Raw genomic sequence first — 17,385 nt, forward strand, 5'->3', positions numbered from 1 at the left:
TCGGTAATGAAAACCATTTTCATTTATCGTCGGTCACCATAACCGAACCCGGCCGGTGATGCACATCGGGAACATCGTCGGCAACCCCGACGAAACGGACACGGACGGCCGTCACGGCTTTACGAACGAGCAACAGCGCGAAGAACTGCAGCACCGCCGAACCCGCAATGGTCGCCCCCGCGGCGGTGTCCGCATGCCAGGAGACCAACAGACCGACAACCGTGGCCGACCAGCCGAATCCGGTGGCGAGGACGATCGTCGCCGGGATCGAGCGCCGCAACAGCAGTGCAGTCGCCGACGGCGCGATCAGCAGGCCGAAAACCAGCAGTGTGCCGACAATCCGGAACGAGGCGACCACGGCGAGCACCACCAGCCCGAGCAGCACCACGTGCGCGATCCGCGGCCACAACCCCATGGTGTGGGCGATACGCCGATCGAGGATCAGACCGACGAACGGCCGGTAGGCGATCACCGACACAACCAGGGTCAGCACCGCCGCGCCCGCCAGCCACCACAGATCGCTCCAGGTCGCCGACAGCACGTCTCCGAACAGAAACGAGGTCAGATCGACCGCGAAAGACCGTGCCCGCGAGACGATGACGACACCGAGAGCCAGCATCCCGACGAACAGCAACCCGATACTGGAATCCTCGGCCAGCGAGGAACTTCGGGAAACCCAGGCCACCCCGAGCACCATCAGCCCCGCACTGAGGGCCGCCCCGAGGAAGAGATTCACGCCGGTCGAATAGGCGATGGCAACGCCGGGCAGCATTCCGTGCGATACGGCCTCGCTCATGAAGGCCATGCCCCGCAAGACGACCCAGGTGCCCACCATCGCGCACAGCACCGACACGATCAGGCCGGCAACGAGTGCCCGGCGAACGAACAGGACGGTGAACGGGTCGAGCAGGAAATCCATCCTGCTACCCTAATTGAACATGATTACCATGTTCGATGTGCGGGTGCGTTACGGAGCGGTGCATGCCTTGCGCGACATCAACCTCGAGCTGGCACCGGGTACCGTCACCGCACTCGTCGGACACAACGGGTCGGGGAAATCGACCCTGCTGCACGTGCTGGCCGGCCTGACCGCGTGCACCGCCGGGAAAGTATCCGGAGTGCCGCCCACGGTCGCGTTCGTCCCGCAGCAGACCGCCGTGGACCCACTCGTCCCGCTCGACGTCCGGACCACCGTCGAGATGGGACTGTGGCCCGCGCTGGGACTGTGGCGCCGGCCCGCTGCCGCCGAAAGGGCCCGCTGCCGCGACGCTCTGAACCAATTGGGTATCGCCGAGCTGGCGCATCGCCGCCTCGGTGACCTGTCCGGTGGGCAGCGACAGCGCGCCCTGCTGGCGCAGGCGCTGATCCAGCGAGCCGACCTGGTACTGCTCGACGAACCCGCCACCGGCTTGGACACCACCGCACGCGAGATCATCGCCGGCGCGGTCCGCGCCGAGGCCCGCCGCGGGGCCATCGTCGTCCTGGCCACCCACGATCGCGAGCAGGCCGCGGACGCGGACGCGGTGCGGGAACTGCGCGCCGGACAGCTGAGCGTGGGCGCGTGAACCAGCGCGGAACTATTTGCCGCTGAAGACCGGGAACTTGCGCGAGTCGCCGTAATCCTCGAATTGAGCCATGTTCCGCAGCACGTCCATATCGTCGTCGGCGATCTCGAAGTCGACCTGGGCATTGCTGCGCATATGGTCCGGGTTCGCCGTCTTCGGCAGCGGCTGGGTACCGAGTTGCAGGGTGTAGCGGATGCAGAGCTGCGGCACGGTGACGCCGTACTTGTCCGCCATCGCCGCGACGTTCTCGTTGTTCAGGATCTTCCCGTGGGCGATCGGAGAGTATGCCTGCACGAGGATGCTCTGGGATTCGCAGTAGGCGATGAGCTCGGCCGGGGTCTTACCCACATGCACCAGCAACTGATTCACCTGCGGTGCCACCGTGCAGGTCGACAGCAGGTTCTCCACATCGCGCCGTTCGAAGTTGGACACCCCGATGGAGCGCAGCTTGCCGGCCTCGTACGCCTCCTCGAGGGCTCGCCAGGCCGCGCGGTTGCCCTCGGCGTAGTCGCCACCCCGGAAGTCCTCCCACGGCTGCGGGCTGTGGATCAGCATGAGGTCGATGTGGTCCAGGCCCATCTTCCGGAGCGAACCGTCGATGGCCGCGACAGCGTCGTCGTAGTTCTTGATCTCGGCCGCCAACTTGCTCGAGACGAACAGGTCGTCGCGGTCGATACCGCTGGTGCGAACCCCTTCCCCGACGCCTCGTTCGTTCCCGTAAGCCTGCGCAGTGTCGATGTTGCGATACCCGATATCGACCGCGTCGGTGACCGCTCGGGCGGCCTTGTCGTCGTCGATGAACCAGGTACCCAGGCCCAGCCTGGGGATGCGCACGCCCGTGGACAGGGTGTAGGTCTCGTTGAGGATCATGGGTTTTCCCTACTCCTTCTTCGGCGTTTCACCGTCGGCTACCCGGTTACCACGCGACCACACCCCACCTCGTCGTGGTAACTGTGCCACCGCCGCGCACTCGCGCATCATCTGCTCGTAGGTGAGTACGTCGGACCGCCGATACCACACACCGCGTATGGTCCCGCACCTTCGACATCGATTACATGCCGGGCACTTCCACAATCGGCGCCGGGTAGGCCGCCCGGTCGACTCCTTCACGCCACGGCCGGTGAACCGCCGCCCCTGGCACCTCCGCGAGTTCGGGCAGCCAGCGACGCACGTATGTCCCGTCGGCATCGAAGCGTTGTGCCTGCCGTAAGGGATTGAGCTTCCGATTGGGCCGGGTGTCGGTGCCCGTGCCCGCGACCCATTGCCAGTTCATCTGGTTGTTCGCCACATCGCCGTCGACCAACCAGTACCGGAAGTGGCCCGCACCGAGACGCCAATCCAACCGCAACGTTTTGACCAGGAAGGATGCGGTGATCAGCCGCGCCCGCCCGGGCATCCACCCTTCCTCGCGCAACTGACGCATCGGTGCGTCGACGATCGGGAAACCGGTATGTCCACGAGTCCACGCGTCGAAGGCTTGCGCGTCTTCGCGAACCACGACCGGGCCGGGGCGGTAATCGGTCCACGCCGCGTCGGGGCGAGCCGCCAGGACTTGATGATGAAAGTCGCGCCATGCCAGCTGCCGCGCGAAGCTGTACTCCCCCGGATCCGACAAGTCCAGACGCGACACCACCTCGGCGGCGGATACACATCCGAAATGCAGATACGGCGACAGGTGCGACGTGGCATCTGCGGCGAGTTCGTCGTTTGCTTCCGCATATCTGCCCACTCCCTCGGACAACCACCGTCGCAACAGCTTTCGCCCAGTAACCTCCCCTCCTACCTGTACGTGCGGCGAGGCCGGCGCCGCACGAAGATCGTCGAGACCCGGCTGCGCTTCGTCCAGTCGGGGAACGGTGAGGTGTCGGGGCGGCCGCAGCGGCTGCCGATGCCGAGCTGTTTCCCAGCGCCGGAAGTAGGGGCTGAACACTGCGAAATGATCACGCCCGGTACTCGGCCGGATCGCTTCCAAGTCCACGCTGGTCACCGTGGCGGCGTGGATGTGCACGCGACAGCGGTGTGCTGCCAGTCTGTCGCGCAGGGCCGTTGCACGACGCTTGCCGTAGTGGCCGGCTTCTGCCGCGATATGCACCGACTCCGCGCCCAGGGTCTCGACGATCTGTTCGACCTCGTCGACGACATCGCCGCGGCGCAGGATCAATCGTGCACCGCACGCACGCAATTGCTCGTCGAGTTCGTTCAGTGCGGCAGCGAGGAAATGCAGCCTGTTGGGGGCGGCACCTGCCCCGGTGATCAACCACTCGTCGAGGACGAACAGCGGCACGACGGCGTCGCCACGCTGTGCCGCCGTGAGCACCGGATTGTCGTGCACACGCAGATCACGGGTGAACAACGCCACCGAGACACCCATTACTGCTCACTTCCTCACGCCGATCGGACTGCTGATGGCTGCACGACAACTGCCGTTTCACACGCGGCACAACGGGACGATGTCGCTGCGGCCACCGGTGGCCGGCGTGGTCAGATACAGACACGGCTGCTCCCCTGCGGCCTCGATGGACGCAACGATCCGATTCCACTGGCTCGCCTCGAGTTCGGGAGTGCGGGAGAGGACGAATCCCGAGGTGCGGTCCGGGTCGGTGACCAGCGCCCACGAGTAGTCCTGCCCCAGTGCGGTCACGATGTAGTTGGGTGGACCGTCCAGACTCTCCTGGGTCGGTATCCCGGGGAAGGCCACGCGCAGTTGCGCATTGGTCTCACGATCGCGCACCCGCGCCGCGCCCTCGATCCGATTGTCCGTCCCGGCCCAGGTGGTGCACGAATTGACCACCGACACATCGCCGTTCGGTAGCGCACCGTACTCGGCGCGAGTATCGCGGGCGCAGACGAGATTGAAATACTGCGGCACCGCCGCGAGCTGATACCAGGTCCCCAGATACCTACTCGGATCCAACCGGTGCACCGGCGCGGGAGAGGCCGCGGCTCCCGGACTCGCCCCGGCCGGAACGAGCACACCGAGCAGTATCGCCGCGACCGGCACGGCGAGGCCGATCAGCCGCGCAGCATGCCGCAGAACTGCCGCAACGCCCCCGGCCGGGCCACCGCCCCGGTTCAGCACCGGATTCGCCGTTCCGTAGCGGGCGCTCCCACTGCTTCCATCTGCGATCGACACTCGAGCATCACGACTCCTCTGTCCGATGGGCGGAGATCCGATACCGGCCAACCCTACCAGCAATCGATGCACATTCGATGCACATCTTTCGCAGCCGCACGCACGGCCCGGCCCACACGACACCGCCGCATCGTGACGGTGGGGCAGCCGAAGCCGTGGCAGGCACAATGATCGTCATGTCCGCCGATTCACCGCCCGACAACGACGCGACCGGATACCTGGTCCGCACGGTCGCGGAGCGCATCGGCATCCCTACCGCGACACTGCGCAGCTGGAATCAGCGCTACGGAATCGGCCCCTCGCAGCATCGCCGCGGGCGGCACCGCCTCTACACCGAGGCCGATATCGCTCGGCTCGAGCAGATGGTCCTGCTCGTGCGCGCCGGATCGAGCCCTGCACGAGCAGCGGAGACGGTGCGCGGACCACAACCGGTCGAAGGCGACCACACCGCGGTGCTCGACGCGGCTTTCGGCGCCGATACCGCCACCCTGCAGGCCTTGCTGCCGGCTCATCTGCGCACCTTCGGCGTCATAGACACGTGGGAACGTCTCTGCCGGCCGGTATTCGCCGAGATCGTGCGACGACAGCAGACCGGCGACGGGTGCATCGACGTCGAGCATCTGCTGTCCTGGTGCATCACGGCCGCACTACACCGCGCGGTCCCGCCCCCGACCGGAATATCCCCTGTCCCGGTGCTACTCGCGTGCACGAGCGGCGAAGCGCACTCGCTGCCCCTCGAGGTCCTGCGAGCCGCCTTGGCCGAGTGCGCGATTCCCGCCACCATGCTCGGCCCGGACGTGCCCACCCCGGCGCTCGGCGATGCCCTGGGACGCAGCGTGGACGCCATCGGCGGCACCGCATCCCGCCCGGCAGTGGTGCTGTGGTCGCAACAGAAAGCCACTGCACTCCTTGCTGCCGTGGACATGTGCACCGACCGCGGGGCACGAGTGCTGCTGGCCGGACCAGGGTGGCAGCACGTGCCGGTACCCGATTCCGCCGAGTTCGTCGGCGACCTCCGGTCCGCGTTGTCGAGGCTGCAGACCTCGATCACTCACGAGGGGTAGCTCACCACCGGGCTCCCTCGGTGTAGCCCGTGGTGAACGGTGGATTCAGCGGTAGAGCCCGTGCAGTGCCCGACAGGCCGCCTCGATGATCTCCTCCGCGGTCGCCTCGATAGCGCCGTCGAGCCAGGCGGTGACGAGTTCGGCCATACCACCGATGAACAGCAGACCGGATGTTTCGTCGGCGCCGCGGCTGCGGCCCGAGTCGCCGAGCCAGGTGCGGACCTCGACGGCCGATTCGTGCGCCAGGTGACGCAGCAATTCGGTACGGCGACGGCGTAATTCGGGAATGGCCACCGATTCCACGATCGCTACCCGGCCCTTGCGCGGATCCTCGACCAGCAGTCGCACGAACGCGCCGATCGATGCCCGCATGCGCGCTTCCGGATCGTCTCCGGCTTCGGCGGCGGCGTGACGGCTGTTCTCTTCGATCTCGACCGCGATCCCGTTCAGGACGGCCGCGAGCAAGGCGTCCAGCCCGGGGAAGCTCTCGTAGAAATAGCGTTCACTGAGCCCGGCCTGGACACACACGGCGGTCATCGTCGTCCGGACCGCCGGATCCGCCCACACTGTGAGCCCCGCTTCGAGCAGGCGGGATCGGCGTTCGGCGACCCGTTCGGCGGCGGTGGCCCCGCGGTAGAGCCCAGATTGCACGGCCATGGGCCCAGCATGCCACAGCGGCAACCGAACCCAAGGTTGACAGAGCATCCTTCCTGAATCACTCTGGACGTGAGCGCCATCACAGAGACGAGGTATGCGATGACTGCCGACGCCCTGGACGCCAGGCCGATCCCGACCCAACTGCGCGAAGACCGCGGTCTGCCGGTGGTCGGGCAACTGCTGCAATACGCCAAGGATCCACTGGCCCTGTTCCAGCGCGAATGGGATCACTACGGCCCGGTCGCCCCCATGAACTCGCTCGGCCGGAAGGCGGCACTGCTGCTCGGGCCGGACGCATGCGGTGCGGCACTACTGAACAAGGACGGCGCCCTGGCCAACGAGCCGGCCTGGTCACAACTGGTCGGCCCGTTCTTCCACGGCGGGCTCATGCTCATCGACTTCGACGAGCACAAGCGGCATCGGCGGATCCTGCAGCAGGCGTTCACTCGCCCACTGCTGCAGTCCTACACCGAGCGGTTGCATCCGGCGATCGAGCACAGGGTGGCGCAGTGGGGCGAGAACGAATCCTTCCCCGCCTATTGGAAACTCAAGCAACTCACCCTCGATATCGCCGCCGACCTGTTCATGGGCGGAGCCGCGGATACCGGCCCGGCCGAGATGGACCGGGTCAACAAGGCATTCATCGCCTGCGTGCAGGCCGCGGCGGGCATTGTGCGCGGTAACGTGCCGGGCACCCGCTGGGGCAGGGCCTATCGCGGCCGCCGGGTGCTCGAGGATTTCCTGCGTCACTATCTCCCCGCCAAACGCGCCGAGCCCACCGGCGACATCTTCTCGGTGCTGTGCCATATCGAGGACGAGGACGGCGCCCGGTTCAGCGACGACGACGTGGTCAACCACATGATCTTCCTGATGATGGCCGCCCACGACACCTCCACCAGCACCACCTCCACGATCCTGCAGTACCTCGGCCAGCATCCGCAGTGGCAGCAGCGTTGCCGCACCGAGTCACTCGCGCTCGGGCCGGCACCGTCGATGGCCGAACTCGAGGGACTGGAATCCATCGACCTGGTGATGCGGGAGGCGTTGCGGCTGCGCGCTCCGGTGCCGGTCCTGGTCCGCTACGCGGTGAAAGACACGGTGATCCAGGGTGTTCGGATTCCGGCCGGCACGGACGTGGTCGTCGGAGTCCAGTTCACCCACCTGATGCCCGAGTACTGGACCGATCCGCACACCTTCGACCCGGATCGCTTCGGCCCCGAACGTCGCGAGGACAAATCGCATCGCTTCGCCTGGGAGCCGTTCGGCGGGGGCGCGCACAAATGTCTCGGGATGCATTTCGCCGGGCTGGAGGTGAAGTCGATCATGCATCGGCTGCTCCGCGACTACCACTGGCGAGTGGACCCCGCCTATGTCCCACCGCTGGACTACCACTCGCTGCCGTTCCCCAAGGACGGCCTGCCGATCGCCTTCGTCCGCAACTGACCTTCGCCGCACCGCCCTCTCGCGCCGCCGAAGCGTGGCCCGGCGGCGCGAGAGGCCGAGACTACTTGCGCGGCAGGCCCATGACCAGGGTCGCGATGGTGTTGAGCTGGATCTCCAGTGTCCCGCCGCCGATCACCCAGCTCGGGATGTCCAGTTCGTGGTGGACGACCTCGCAGTCCTTTTCGCTCAACGCGGCGGCCGGTCCGATGAGCTCGAGGGCGGCCGCCGCGGCGTCGGTGTGCAACATCGAGGCCGCCGCCTTGGAAATACTGGTGGCGGGGCCGATGGCGTGCCCGTCGAGGCGGCGGATCGTTTCCCGCAGGTTCATCGCCGAGATGGCGGCACCGCGAGCACTGATCCGCCCCAGCACGCGCAGGGCGTTCTCACGGCTGCCCGCGTATTCGCCCCGTTCGATGATGCCGACGATCCGGGAATTGTGCCCCGGATCGCGTACGCCACCGATGAACAACCGTTCCTGGGCAAGGGTTTCCAGTGTCAGCGCCCACCCCTGGCCGACTTCGCCCAGGACCATGTCGTCGGAGACGAAGGCGTCGTCGAAGAAGACCTCGTTGAATTCTGCATTACCGCTGGACTGGGTGATCGGGCGGACCGTCACCCCCGGGCCGTGCATATCGACCAGGAACATGGTCAGGCCACGATGGCGTTCGGCGTCGGAATCGGTGCGGGCCAGCAGCAGTCCCCAGTCGGACCGGTGTGCCAGCGTGGTCCAGATCTTCTGGCCGTTGAGCCGCCAGCCGTCGCCGTCACGGGTCGCGTGCAGGCTCAGCGACGCCACGTCCGAGCCCGCTTCGGGTTCGCTCATCAGCTGACACCAGATCTCCTCACCGCGCAATGCGGGAGCCGCGACCCGGGCCAGCTGTTCCGGAGTACCGCGCGCCAGCACGATCGGCACCACCCACTGGCCGATTCCCATGGAGGGCTGAGCCATTCCGTGCTTGTCGTATTCGTCCTGCAGGATCAGCTGTTCCAGCGGACCGGCCTCGATGCCCCACGGCTTCGGCATGGGCGGGGACACCAGTCCCGAGTCGGCGAGCAGGGTGCGCCGCGGCCCGGTATTGGTGGCGTCGTGGTCCCCGATCTTGCCGGGATGTGGATTGTCCAGTGCGGCGGCACGATCCAGAATCTCCGAAACCCAGGTGCGGAAAGAAGTATCGGTTTCCGGCAGTGGCACCGCAAAACTGCGAGGGCCGCCCAGCGCGACCTCACCGAGCCGGCGTTCCCAGCTCTCGGCACCACCTCCGAGACCGGCCAGGGATATGGCGCGTCGCCAGTACAGGTGCAGATCGTGCTCCCAGGTGAAGCCGATCGCACCGTGCAGGCATACCGATTCCACGGCAGCGTGAACGGCATGGCCGAGCGTGGTGATCGCGGCGCCGGCCACGGCGTGGGTGCGCTGGGCGGGATCGTCGGTCAGCCCGCGTACCGCGTCCCAAGCCGCCGACGTGGCCAGCTCACTGGTGATCAGCAGCTGTGCACTACGGTGCTGCACCGCCTGGAAGGCCCCGATGGGGCGACCGAATTGCCTGCGGGCCTTCACATAGTCGGTTGCGGCATCCGAGCACCAGCGGATCACTCCGGCGGCTTCTGCTGCCATCAAGGCGGTGGCGACCGCCTCGGCGTACCCGGCGTCGATCCCGGCGAGTTCCACACCGGCGGCCGCACGCATCCGGACGACGGCGAGATCACGTCCCAGATCGGATCCGGCACATGCCTGGACCTCGATCCCGGGCGCGGCGCGCTCCACCAGGAACCAGCGGGTCCGGTCCTCGTCGCTCGCTGCCACCAGGAACACGTCGGCCGCGGCGGCACCCGGGACCGGGCCGCTCGCACCGTCGAGTCCGGCCGCCGAGACACCGATGCCGTGTTCCGTGCCCACCGTCGCACCGGTCGTCCCGGCGGCGAAGCGTCGCAACGCATCCCGGGCCGGTTCCTCGGATCCCGACGAGGCGACGATCGTACTGGTGATCACCGACGGCAGGAGCGGACCGGGCAGCAGGGCTCGTCCGGCTTCGGCGAGCACCACCGCGATCTCGTCGAGGGTGCCGCCCTGTCCACCCACCGATTCCGGCAGGTGCACACCCGTCAGTCCCAGGGCGACCAACTCCGTCCAGAAGGTGGGCAGTTCACCGGCGGCGAGCCGATCGGAGTGTTTACGGGTGTATTCGCGACTGTTGTGACGGTCGGCGAATCCGCTGACGGCCTCCGCCAGCGCCGTCTGATCCGCGGTCAGGGCAAGGGGCACGATCTCTCACTCCGCTCGGGTTCGCTGCGTTCCCGGTTCGACCCGGGTACCCCGATTAGAACAGGTTCCATGAGCCCGTGCGGGGCTATCGGCTCAGCCCAGCCGGATCGGCGGCGCGGGCGGGAATTCGACCGGTAGCGAGTCCACCGCCCGGTTGTATCCGCCGACCCGCCACGACAGGGCTTCCACCGACTGCGTGAGCTGGATTTCCGGGAGCAGATCCAGCAGCTGCTCCAACGCGAAGGCGGCGATCACGAAGGACGGATCCTGTGCCGGGCAGGCATGCGGACCGATGCTCTCACTGTGTAGAACAACTCCTCGTGCACGAAGGTGGGGTTTTTAGCGGACCCGTAGCAATCCCGTCAACATGCCGCCGCAGATTTGGCAATTATCCGCCAGCGACGGTTCCGGAACAGGTGACCACACGAAACATCAAGTGCTCGAATGCCTTTGACATTCCCCTGAGTTCCGACTTGGTTCCGTTGAAAAGTACACCACGTCCTATGATCGACCACGACCGATCGGAATCCGGCTTCGAGAGCACCGGACGCAGGCGTGGTCCCGCGGTCGCAACAGACATATGAACGACGGATGTGCTTCGGAGGCTTGGAATGTCCCTTTCTCGCGCGGTGGTACTCGGGGCCAGTGTGGCCGGACTACTGTCGGCCGCTGCTCTGAGCAGGACCTTCGAACGGGTCGCACTCGTCGAGCGGGATCACCTCGTCGACGCGCCGGAGCCCAGACGCGGTGTACCGCAGGGTGATCAGGTTCACCAGCTGATGCCCGCCGGTCTGGAGCGGATCGACGCGCTGCTGCCGGGCTTCGGTGACGACCTGATCGCCGCAGGATGCGAACGGTACGAGGTCGACCGCGACGTGGCGGTCTGGTATCCGATGGGATGGGCCGCCCGGGTCGCCGGCGGGATGGACGTCATCGGCTTTCTCCGGCCGACGTTCGAATGGGTGCTGCGGCGCCGGGTCCTGGCACTGCCCAATGTCGAATTGGTGACCGGTAACGCCACCGGACTGGTGGCCGACGCCGACCGCACCACGATCATCGGCGCAACGGTCGCCGGAGTCGACGGCGGACAACTCGATGCCGGCCTCGTGGTCGACGCCACCGGCCGCGGATCGAAAGCACCCCAGTGGTTGAGCGCACTGGGCTACGCGGCGCCGGAGGAGCAGCACGTGCGGCCGTTCCTCGGCTACACCACGATGGTGGTGCGCCTGCACGAGGACGCGCTGCCGGCCGGACTCCGCGGGATCGCCTCGACCCCGAATCCCGTGCAGCTCAAGGGTGGAGCCATTCTGCCCTGCGGCAACGGGCATCATGTCGTGGCCGCCATGGGATTGTCGAAGAACTACCCGTCCGCGGACCATGCCGAAGTACTGGACTTCCTCGACGAGGCGCCGAGCCCGATCGTCGGGCGCGCCGCACGCTCTGCGGAGTTGATCACCCCGCCCGCCACATACCGCATGCCGGGCAACCAGCGCCGGCTCTGGGAGCAACTCGACCGGAGCCCGGAGGGATTCGTCGCCATCGGTGACGCGGTCGCGGCGTTCAATCCCATTTACGGCCAGGGCATGACCATCGCCGCCGTCGGCGCCGCCCTGCTCGGGCAGATCGTCGCGTCGGCGGATGGCACCACCACGGGGGTTGCGGAGAAGTTCGCCGCAGAACTGGCGCCCTGGACCGAATACGCCTTCAGCATGGCCGCCGGAACGGATTCGGCCTTCCCGGGCGCCGAACTGGTGAACTTCACCGCACCGGCCCCGGAATCGGCCGCCGCGGAAGCGATCGCGGTAGCGGCCTCCACTACCGATATCGGTGTCGCCCAGGCGATGCGCCGTGCCGCCTACTACATGGACCCGACCGGAATGCAGTCCCCGGACGTGCAACAGACCATCGGTGAATGGATGAGCACCGGACGTACCCCGGATCCGGCGCTGACCGACCCGAACCAGCCACCCGAGACGGCGCGGGCCGAATAGTCGACCCGAACCGAACCGGCCCCATCCGGAGCACGCCGGCATTCCCGGATGGGGCCGGTTCGCAGGGCTCGCACCGGCAGCCGCCCGCGATGCTCCCCGAGCCGGCCGGGCATCCGAAACGAGTACTACTGTCGGCCGACTCGACGATCCGGCACCGGCAGCGCAGGCCGATCCGGACCGTCCGCGGGATCGGACGGTGACGCCGCTGCCTCGAGGACCAGCCGAATATGCACAGTGAGCACATCGGCGCCCAGCACTCGGACGTTGATGGCATTGAGTGCGCGGAGCGGATGCCACGCGATGATTCGCCGCTGCCTGGCCAGTGGGTCGTCGTCGGGCAATAGCGTGGCCACACCGGATACCCAGCGATAGCGAATGCCCCTGCGCAGCTTCACTCTTACCCGCGGATCATGCTGAATATTGCGGACGTATCCCGCGCGCATGCCGTGTTCGGCGATAATCCAGAACGCATCGCCTTGCCGGCCGTTGCCCACCGGCACCCGGCGAGTTCTTCCGGTCACGTGTCCGGTCGTCTCCAGGATGGCCAGACCGAGCGGATTTATCCCGATGGCGAGCAACAGGCGCATCAGCGGGTTGATGGTGTAGCGCTGCACGGTTCGCACGACAAGCACTTTCGCCCGTCGACTGCATACCGTGAGCAGCACCAGACCGAGGTAGACACCGGTTTGCACGAGTGCCGAAAGGCGACTGCCGCCAGGTCCGACCAGGTACACGCCCCATACCAGCGCAGTGGCGGCGGCTGCACCGCCGAGCAGCCCACGCGGCAACCGGAAATCCGGTGTTGCGATCCATCCCATGCCGAGTCCTCGTTCGTGACGATTTTTTTCAGCATAGCCGTATTAGCATCGCCATACTAGTACCGCGATGTTATTTTATCGGGCATGCCGAAGACCGTGGACCACGAAACCCGTCAGCGTGAACTTGCGGACGCAGCCTGCGCGGCAATAGCCCGGCACGGACTGGCGGGCACGACTCTGGCCGAGATCGCCGCCGAATCCGGATGGTCGATCGGCTCCATCCGGCACTACTTCCCCAACAAGGACGAGCTGATCACCGCTGCGCTCTGGCGCGTAGGTGAGCGGGTGGACCAGCGCATCCGGCACCGCACCGGCGACGGAATGACGCTCGCGGACCTGCGAACCACCGCCCTCGAGCTACTCCCCCTCGACGACGAACGTCGTGCGGAGGCACTCGTGCACCTCGCCTTCACAGCCCAAGCCGCGGTGGTTCCCGCCCTGGCGATGTCGGCCGAGCACGCGGTCCAACGGCTCCACGCGCCACTGGCAGCCCGAATCGCGCACGCCATCGAGACAGGCGAGCTACCACCGCATCTGAATGCGGATAAAGAGGCCACCAGACTCCGACTCCTCTTCGACGGCCTGGCAGTTCAACTCGTGACGACGCCCCGCACAGATTCCGATACCTGGGTCGTCGAACTCCTGGACGACCACCTGAGAGCCCTCGTCGAATCGGCACCGCCACGATCACACCGGTGAGCCCCCGCATTTCCATTCACCGCCCGGCGGGAATTTCCGCCCTGAATCGTGCGCTGATCTTGTCATGGGTAAACGCTATGCGCTCGGCTCGTCCGAGCTTTCCGTGTCCCCGCTCTGCCTGGGAGGCAATGTCTTCGGCTGGACAGCCGACAAGGCACAGTCGTTCGCTGTGCTCGACGACTACTTCGCCGCCGGTGGCAACTTCGTCGACACCGCCGACTCGTACATGCAGCATTTTCCGGGCAACGAGCCCGGCCAGTCCGAGGCCATCATCGGCGACTGGATGGCCGCTCGCGGGAACCGTGACGACGTGGTCGTCGCCACCAAGGTCGGCGATCACCCGCAGTACCTGGGACTCGACCCCGCCAATATCACCGCCGCCGCCGAGCAATCCCTGCGGCGGCTGCGCACCGACCACATCGACCTCTACTACACCCACTTCGATCGGGACGAGTCCATCCCCGTCGGCGACATCATCACCGCGCTCGACGACCTCGTGCGGGCCGGGAAGGTACGCGCGATCGCGGCCTCCAACATCAGCCCCGAACGGCTCACCGCCTCGCTGGCCTTCTCCGACCGGGAGGGAACGGCCCGTTACGTCGCATTGCAGCCGCAGTACAACCTGGTCTCGCGCGATACCTACGAGGGCGCACGGCGCGAGATCGTGCAGCGTGAAGGACTCGCATGCGTTCCCTACTTCGCACTCGCCTCCGGGTTCCTCACCGGCAAGTACCGCCCTGGACAGAGGGTGGACAGCGTCCGTGACATGCAGGGACTCGCCGGTGGTTATGCCGACACCGAACGAGGTGTGCGCGTGCTCGACGCGCTGGAACAGGTGGCGACGGGGCGCGGGGTGGCGATGGCGACGGTGGCACTGGCCTGGCTCGCACAGCAACCGACAGTGGTCTCCCCGATCGCCTCTGCCCGAGCCGTCGAACAACTCCCGGCGCTGCTGGCGATGCAGGACCTCGAGCTGTCGGACGAGGAGTTGCGTATCCTGGACAAGGCGTCGTCCTGACCATCGAATTCATCCACGGGTAAGGAAGGCCACCATGAAGATCCGGTTCGGTGTGGGGACGGGCTTGTCCGCCGACGCGAAAGAGCTGCCCGCACTGGTGGATCGGCTGGAGGCCGCGGGGGTCGACTCGCTGTGGTTCTCCGAGCTCGTCTTCTCCCCCGCCGTCGACCCGGTCGTGGGGATGGCATTCGCGCTGTCGCGGACCACCGGTCTGAAGGTCGGTACCTCGGTGGCGATCCTTCCCGGTCGGCATCCGGTGCTCGTCGCCAAGCAGTTGGCGTCGCTGGCCGCGCTGGCTCCCAAACGGGTGCTACCGGTATTCGGGCTGCGCCCGGCGGGACCGCGAGAATCAGAGCTGTTTCCGGTCGCCGGCCCGCGCGGAGCCGTATTCGACGAGTCACTGCAACTGCTGCGTGCCGTCCTTCGTGCCGACGCGGTCGACTTCGACGGCGACTATTTCTCCGTGCGCGGCGCAAGCCTCGGCAACAGACCCGACCGACCGCTCGACATCTGGTTGGGCGGCCGCGCGCCCGGCGCCTTCCGGCGCATCGGCCGATACGGAGACGGCTGGCTGGGCAGTTTCGTCACTCCCACCGAGGCGGCAGCCGCGGTCACCGCCATCAATGCGGAGGCGTCGGCCGCCGACCGTGCCCTCGAGGCCGACCATTTCGGCCTCACCCTCCTGCTCGCGGAGAACGGCGTACCGACCGAATTGGCAACCAGAATCCGGCGACAGCATCCCGCCGCGGAGCCGGCCGACCTGGTCGCGGGCAGTTGGCCTGACCTGCACCGCCTCATCGACGGCTATCTCGAGGCCGGCCTCAGCAAGTTCGTCGTCGTGCCGGCCGACGGCGCAGCGGACGCGAGATTCGTCGAAAGATTCGTCGCCGAACTCCATCCCCGACAGAACTGATCGTCGAGGAATAGGCCACCGTCCAGAACTGCCGTGCGCAGCGACCACGGCAGCTTCTCACCGCTAGGCGCTGTAGCCGTCGGTACCCGCGCGGGACATGACGATATTGCCGACGACAGCGTTCGCGGACAGGCGCAGCAGCGAATCCACCACTTCCACGATGTCGTTCACCCCGAGCATGTCCTCGGGCGGGATCCGGTCGTGGATCCAGGCGCTCATATCGGTGTCGACATAGGCGGGGGCGAGGGTGGTGGCGGTGACACCGTTACCGGATTCTTCGGCATTCAGCGTCGCGACCAGCGAGATGAGGGCTGCTTTTGCCGCGCCGTACACCGACAGGCCGGCCTCGGCATAGACGCCGGTGATCGACGACAAGGCGATCACCTTCGCACCGCGCGCCGGCTCGGCGGCCGCGGCGGCCCGCAGCAGCGGCAACGCACCTTGGATGAGTTGCAGCGGCGCCCGTAGATTCACGGCGATGGTCTTGTCGAACCGGCGCATCGCGGTGTCCGCGATCGGTTCGGCATATCCGACACCGGCGTTGAGCACCAGCGCTGACATCGCACCGAACCGCTGCGCATGCTGGTCGATGATTCCGGCGACCGCCTCGGCATCGGACATATCGGCCGCGACCGCGGCGACATCCGCCGCGCCGGCGGCACGCAGTTCGGTGGCGACCGTGTCCAGCCGAGCGCTGTCGCGTGCGGTGATGGTCAACGAATAGCCCTGCTGTGCCAGGCGTTCGGCAATACCCTGCCCGATTCCCCGGGAGGCCCCGGTGATCAGTGCGGTCCTCGGTGTTCCGGTCAACTCCGGTCTCCTTTCAGTGCGCGCAACCCGGCCGCCATGAATTCCGGGGTCACCTCGGCGGCCCGTTCGGCGGCCGAGCCGGCATCGGATCCGTGCCGGGCGCGATGGGTGATGCCCTCGGCGATCACCCCGAGTTTGAAATTGGCCAGGGCGAGGTAGAAACCCCAGTTGTCCAGTGCCCGACCGGATGCGGTCGCGTAAGCTTCGGCCAGCTCGTCCGCGCCGGGCAGCCGGTCACTCGTCCACGCCGCCGGCGCACCCAGCACCTGATCGAACACCGCGGATCGGTACACACACATCAGCGCGACATCGGTCAGAGGCTCACCGAGGGTGGACAACTCCCAGTCCACCACCGCCCGAACCGAGGCCGGGTTCGCCGGGTCCACGATGGTGTTGTCGACCCGGAAGTCGCCGTGCACGATCGCGCCCGGCTGTTCGGGCGGCACCGCTTCGACCAGCGCGGCCCCGAGCGTGGCGACATCGGGCAGCTCACGAGTCTGCACCCGCTCCCACTGCGAGGCCCACAGTTTCACCTGCCGGGCAACGAAGCCGCCGGGTCGCCCGAACCCGCTGAGCCCCACCTCATCCGGGTCGACAGCGTGCAGATCCGCCAGCACCCGCACCAACGCACCCGCGCAGGCTGCCACTTGTTCGTCGCTGAACGCCGCGAGATCGTCGCTGGTCCGAATCACCACACCGTCGACGAATTCGACGACCGTCGCGGGGGCACCCAGCGCCTGCCCCTCGGCGTCGAAGGCGACAGTCTTCGCGACCGGCACCGCGGAGCCCTGCAGGGCCCGGGTGACGGTGTACTCACGCGCCATATCGTGCGCCGACGGCGTCAGCCCGGCGACCGGGGGACGGCGAACCACCCATCGCGATACCTCGTCGGACGCCGAGAAGGTCAAGTTGGAGCGGCCGCCGCTGATCAGCTCGACCCGCAACTCGCCCTGCACCGCGACACCCTGTTCGATCAGAAACTGCCGCAGCGCGGCGACATCCATACCGGGG

At 67.1% G+C, this 17,385-nt stretch carries 18 protein-coding genes; 7 read left to right on the forward strand and 11 right to left on the reverse strand.

Features of this window, described 5'->3' with window-relative positions:
• Window positions 1-19: 19 nt before the first annotated feature.
• Window positions 20-919, reverse strand: a complete 900-nt coding sequence (gene aztB / locus NV2_RS16725; RefSeq protein WP_067874724.1) for a zinc ABC transporter permease AztB — start codon at window positions 917-919, stop codon at window positions 20-22.
• Between the two features lie 19 nt (window positions 920-938).
• Here aztB and aztA point away from each other — a divergent pair, with 19 nt between their 5' ends.
• Window positions 939-1,565: a zinc ABC transporter ATP-binding protein AztA gene (aztA, locus tag NV2_RS16730; protein WP_067874726.1), complete on the forward strand. Its 627-nt coding sequence runs from the start codon at window positions 939-941 to the stop codon at window positions 1,563-1,565.
• Between the two features lie 12 nt (window positions 1,566-1,577).
• Here aztA and NV2_RS16735 read toward each other — a convergent pair whose 3' ends face one another.
• Genes NV2_RS16735 through NV2_RS16745 form a run of 4 tightly spaced genes read right to left on the reverse strand, consistent with a single transcriptional unit; the run spans window position 1,578 to window position 4,698 of the window.
• Window positions 1,578-2,435: an aldo/keto reductase gene (locus NV2_RS16735; protein WP_067874730.1), complete on the reverse strand. Its 858-nt coding sequence runs from the start codon at window positions 2,433-2,435 to the stop codon at window positions 1,578-1,580.
• A 9-nt stretch (window positions 2,436-2,444) separates the two neighbouring features.
• A complete protein-coding gene (locus NV2_RS31445) occupies window positions 2,445-2,585 on the reverse strand; it encodes a hypothetical protein (RefSeq protein ID WP_157102937.1) in 141 nt (46 codons plus the stop codon).
• A gap of 31 nt (window positions 2,586-2,616) precedes the next feature.
• Window positions 2,617-3,936: a cryptochrome/photolyase family protein gene (locus NV2_RS16740; RefSeq protein ID WP_067874733.1), complete on the reverse strand. Its 1,320-nt coding sequence runs from the start codon at window positions 3,934-3,936 to the stop codon at window positions 2,617-2,619.
• A 57-nt stretch (window positions 3,937-3,993) separates the two neighbouring features.
• Window positions 3,994-4,698, reverse strand: a complete 705-nt coding sequence (locus NV2_RS16745; protein WP_373863575.1) for a lipocalin family protein — start codon at window positions 4,696-4,698, stop codon at window positions 3,994-3,996.
• Window positions 4,699-4,874: 176 nt separating this feature from the next.
• Between NV2_RS16745 and NV2_RS16750 the strand changes: the two genes are divergently transcribed.
• Complete coding sequence (locus NV2_RS16750; protein WP_067874990.1) at window positions 4,875-5,762, forward strand: MerR family transcriptional regulator; 888 nt, start codon at window positions 4,875-4,877, stop codon at window positions 5,760-5,762.
• A 45-nt stretch (window positions 5,763-5,807) separates the two neighbouring features.
• Here NV2_RS16750 and NV2_RS16755 read toward each other — a convergent pair whose 3' ends face one another.
• Window positions 5,808-6,419 carry a TetR/AcrR family transcriptional regulator gene (locus tag NV2_RS16755; RefSeq protein WP_067874736.1) on the reverse strand — a complete coding sequence of 204 codons (612 nt, stop codon included), beginning with the start codon at window positions 6,417-6,419 and terminating at the stop codon, window positions 5,808-5,810.
• 99 nt (window positions 6,420-6,518) lie between these two features.
• Here NV2_RS16755 and NV2_RS16760 point away from each other — a divergent pair, with 99 nt between their 5' ends.
• A complete protein-coding gene (locus NV2_RS16760; protein ID WP_067874739.1) occupies window positions 6,519-7,862 on the forward strand; it encodes a cytochrome P450 in 1,344 nt (447 codons plus the stop codon).
• 61 nt (window positions 7,863-7,923) lie between these two features.
• Here NV2_RS16760 and NV2_RS16765 read toward each other — a convergent pair whose 3' ends face one another.
• On the reverse strand, window positions 7,924-10,125 hold the full coding sequence (locus NV2_RS16765) for an acyl-CoA dehydrogenase family protein (RefSeq protein ID WP_084474883.1): 2,202 nt from the start codon (window positions 10,123-10,125) through the stop codon (window positions 7,924-7,926).
• Between the two features lie 93 nt (window positions 10,126-10,218).
• Window positions 10,219-10,380, reverse strand: coding sequence for a hypothetical protein (locus tag NV2_RS31450; protein ID WP_157102938.1), 162 nt, complete (start codon window positions 10,378-10,380; stop codon window positions 10,219-10,221).
• 356 nt (window positions 10,381-10,736) lie between these two features.
• Between NV2_RS31450 and NV2_RS16770 the strand changes: the two genes are divergently transcribed.
• Window positions 10,737-12,116: an FAD-dependent oxidoreductase gene (locus NV2_RS16770; RefSeq protein ID WP_157102939.1), complete on the forward strand. Its 1,380-nt coding sequence runs from the start codon at window positions 10,737-10,739 to the stop codon at window positions 12,114-12,116.
• Window positions 12,117-12,241: 125 nt separating this feature from the next.
• Here NV2_RS16770 and NV2_RS16775 read toward each other — a convergent pair whose 3' ends face one another.
• Complete coding sequence (locus NV2_RS16775) at window positions 12,242-12,934, reverse strand: nitroreductase/quinone reductase family protein (protein ID WP_245662640.1); 693 nt, start codon at window positions 12,932-12,934, stop codon at window positions 12,242-12,244.
• A gap of 84 nt (window positions 12,935-13,018) precedes the next feature.
• Here NV2_RS16775 and NV2_RS16780 point away from each other — a divergent pair, with 84 nt between their 5' ends.
• The 3 genes from NV2_RS16780 to NV2_RS16790 all read left to right on the forward strand — a co-directional run bounded on the left by NV2_RS16780 (window position 13,019) and on the right by NV2_RS16790 (window position 15,564).
• Entirely contained in the window at window positions 13,019-13,633 is a 615-nt protein-coding gene (locus NV2_RS16780) for a TetR/AcrR family transcriptional regulator (RefSeq protein ID WP_067874748.1), read from the forward strand.
• 64 nt (window positions 13,634-13,697) lie between these two features.
• Window positions 13,698-14,651, forward strand: coding sequence for an aldo/keto reductase (locus NV2_RS16785; RefSeq protein ID WP_067874751.1), 954 nt, complete (start codon window positions 13,698-13,700; stop codon window positions 14,649-14,651).
• A gap of 34 nt (window positions 14,652-14,685) precedes the next feature.
• Window positions 14,686-15,564, forward strand: a complete 879-nt coding sequence (locus NV2_RS16790) for a TIGR03854 family LLM class F420-dependent oxidoreductase (protein WP_067874753.1) — start codon at window positions 14,686-14,688, stop codon at window positions 15,562-15,564.
• Window positions 15,565-15,627: 63 nt separating this feature from the next.
• Here the strand turns inward: NV2_RS16790 and NV2_RS16795 are convergent, their stop codons facing one another.
• Together NV2_RS16795 and NV2_RS16800 are read right to left on the reverse strand one after the other, a co-directional pair.
• Entirely contained in the window at window positions 15,628-16,374 is a 747-nt protein-coding gene (locus NV2_RS16795; protein ID WP_067874756.1) for an SDR family NAD(P)-dependent oxidoreductase, read from the reverse strand.
• On the reverse strand, window positions 16,371-17,378 hold the full coding sequence (locus NV2_RS16800; protein ID WP_067874996.1) for a phosphotransferase family protein: 1,008 nt from the start codon (window positions 17,376-17,378) through the stop codon (window positions 16,371-16,373). The genes NV2_RS16795 and NV2_RS16800 overlap by 4 nt, the downstream gene beginning before the upstream one ends.
• Window positions 17,379-17,385 lie beyond the last annotated feature (7 nt).

The sequence above is a fragment of the Nocardia vermiculata NBRC 100427 genome, assembly GCF_001613265.1.
Taxonomy (GTDB): domain Bacteria; phylum Actinomycetota; class Actinomycetes; order Mycobacteriales; family Mycobacteriaceae; genus Nocardia; species Nocardia vermiculata.

What these genes read in the sequence shown, in the direction of transcription:
- aztB (WP_067874724.1), bottom strand. Translation starts at nt 919, where the DNA reads ATGGATTTCCTGCTCGACCCGTTCACCGTCCTGTTCGTTCGCCGGGCA.
- aztA (WP_067874726.1), top strand. Translation starts at nt 939, where the DNA reads ATGATTACCATGTTCGATGTGCGGGTGCGTTACGGAGCGGTGCATGCC.
- NV2_RS16735 (WP_067874730.1), bottom strand. Translation starts at nt 2,435, where the DNA reads ATGATCCTCAACGAGACCTACACCCTGTCCACGGGCGTGCGCATCCCC.
- NV2_RS16740 (WP_067874733.1), bottom strand. Translation starts at nt 3,936, where the DNA reads ATGGGTGTCTCGGTGGCGTTGTTCACCCGTGATCTGCGTGTGCACGAC.
- NV2_RS16750 (WP_067874990.1), top strand. Translation starts at nt 4,875, where the DNA reads ATGTCCGCCGATTCACCGCCCGACAACGACGCGACCGGATACCTGGTC.
- NV2_RS16755 (WP_067874736.1), bottom strand. Translation starts at nt 6,419, where the DNA reads ATGGCCGTGCAATCTGGGCTCTACCGCGGGGCCACCGCCGCCGAACGG.
- NV2_RS16760 (WP_067874739.1), top strand. Translation starts at nt 6,519, where the DNA reads ATGACTGCCGACGCCCTGGACGCCAGGCCGATCCCGACCCAACTGCGC.
- NV2_RS16770 (WP_157102939.1), top strand. Translation starts at nt 10,737, where the DNA reads ATGTCCCTTTCTCGCGCGGTGGTACTCGGGGCCAGTGTGGCCGGACTA.
- NV2_RS16775 (WP_245662640.1), bottom strand. Translation starts at nt 12,934, where the DNA reads ATGGGATGGATCGCAACACCGGATTTCCGGTTGCCGCGTGGGCTGCTC.
- NV2_RS16780 (WP_067874748.1), top strand. Translation starts at nt 13,019, where the DNA reads ATGCCGAAGACCGTGGACCACGAAACCCGTCAGCGTGAACTTGCGGAC.
- NV2_RS16785 (WP_067874751.1), top strand. Translation starts at nt 13,698, where the DNA reads ATGGGTAAACGCTATGCGCTCGGCTCGTCCGAGCTTTCCGTGTCCCCG.
- NV2_RS16790 (WP_067874753.1), top strand. Translation starts at nt 14,686, where the DNA reads ATGAAGATCCGGTTCGGTGTGGGGACGGGCTTGTCCGCCGACGCGAAA.
- NV2_RS16800 (WP_067874996.1), bottom strand. Translation starts at nt 17,378, where the DNA reads ATGGATGTCGCCGCGCTGCGGCAGTTTCTGATCGAACAGGGTGTCGCG.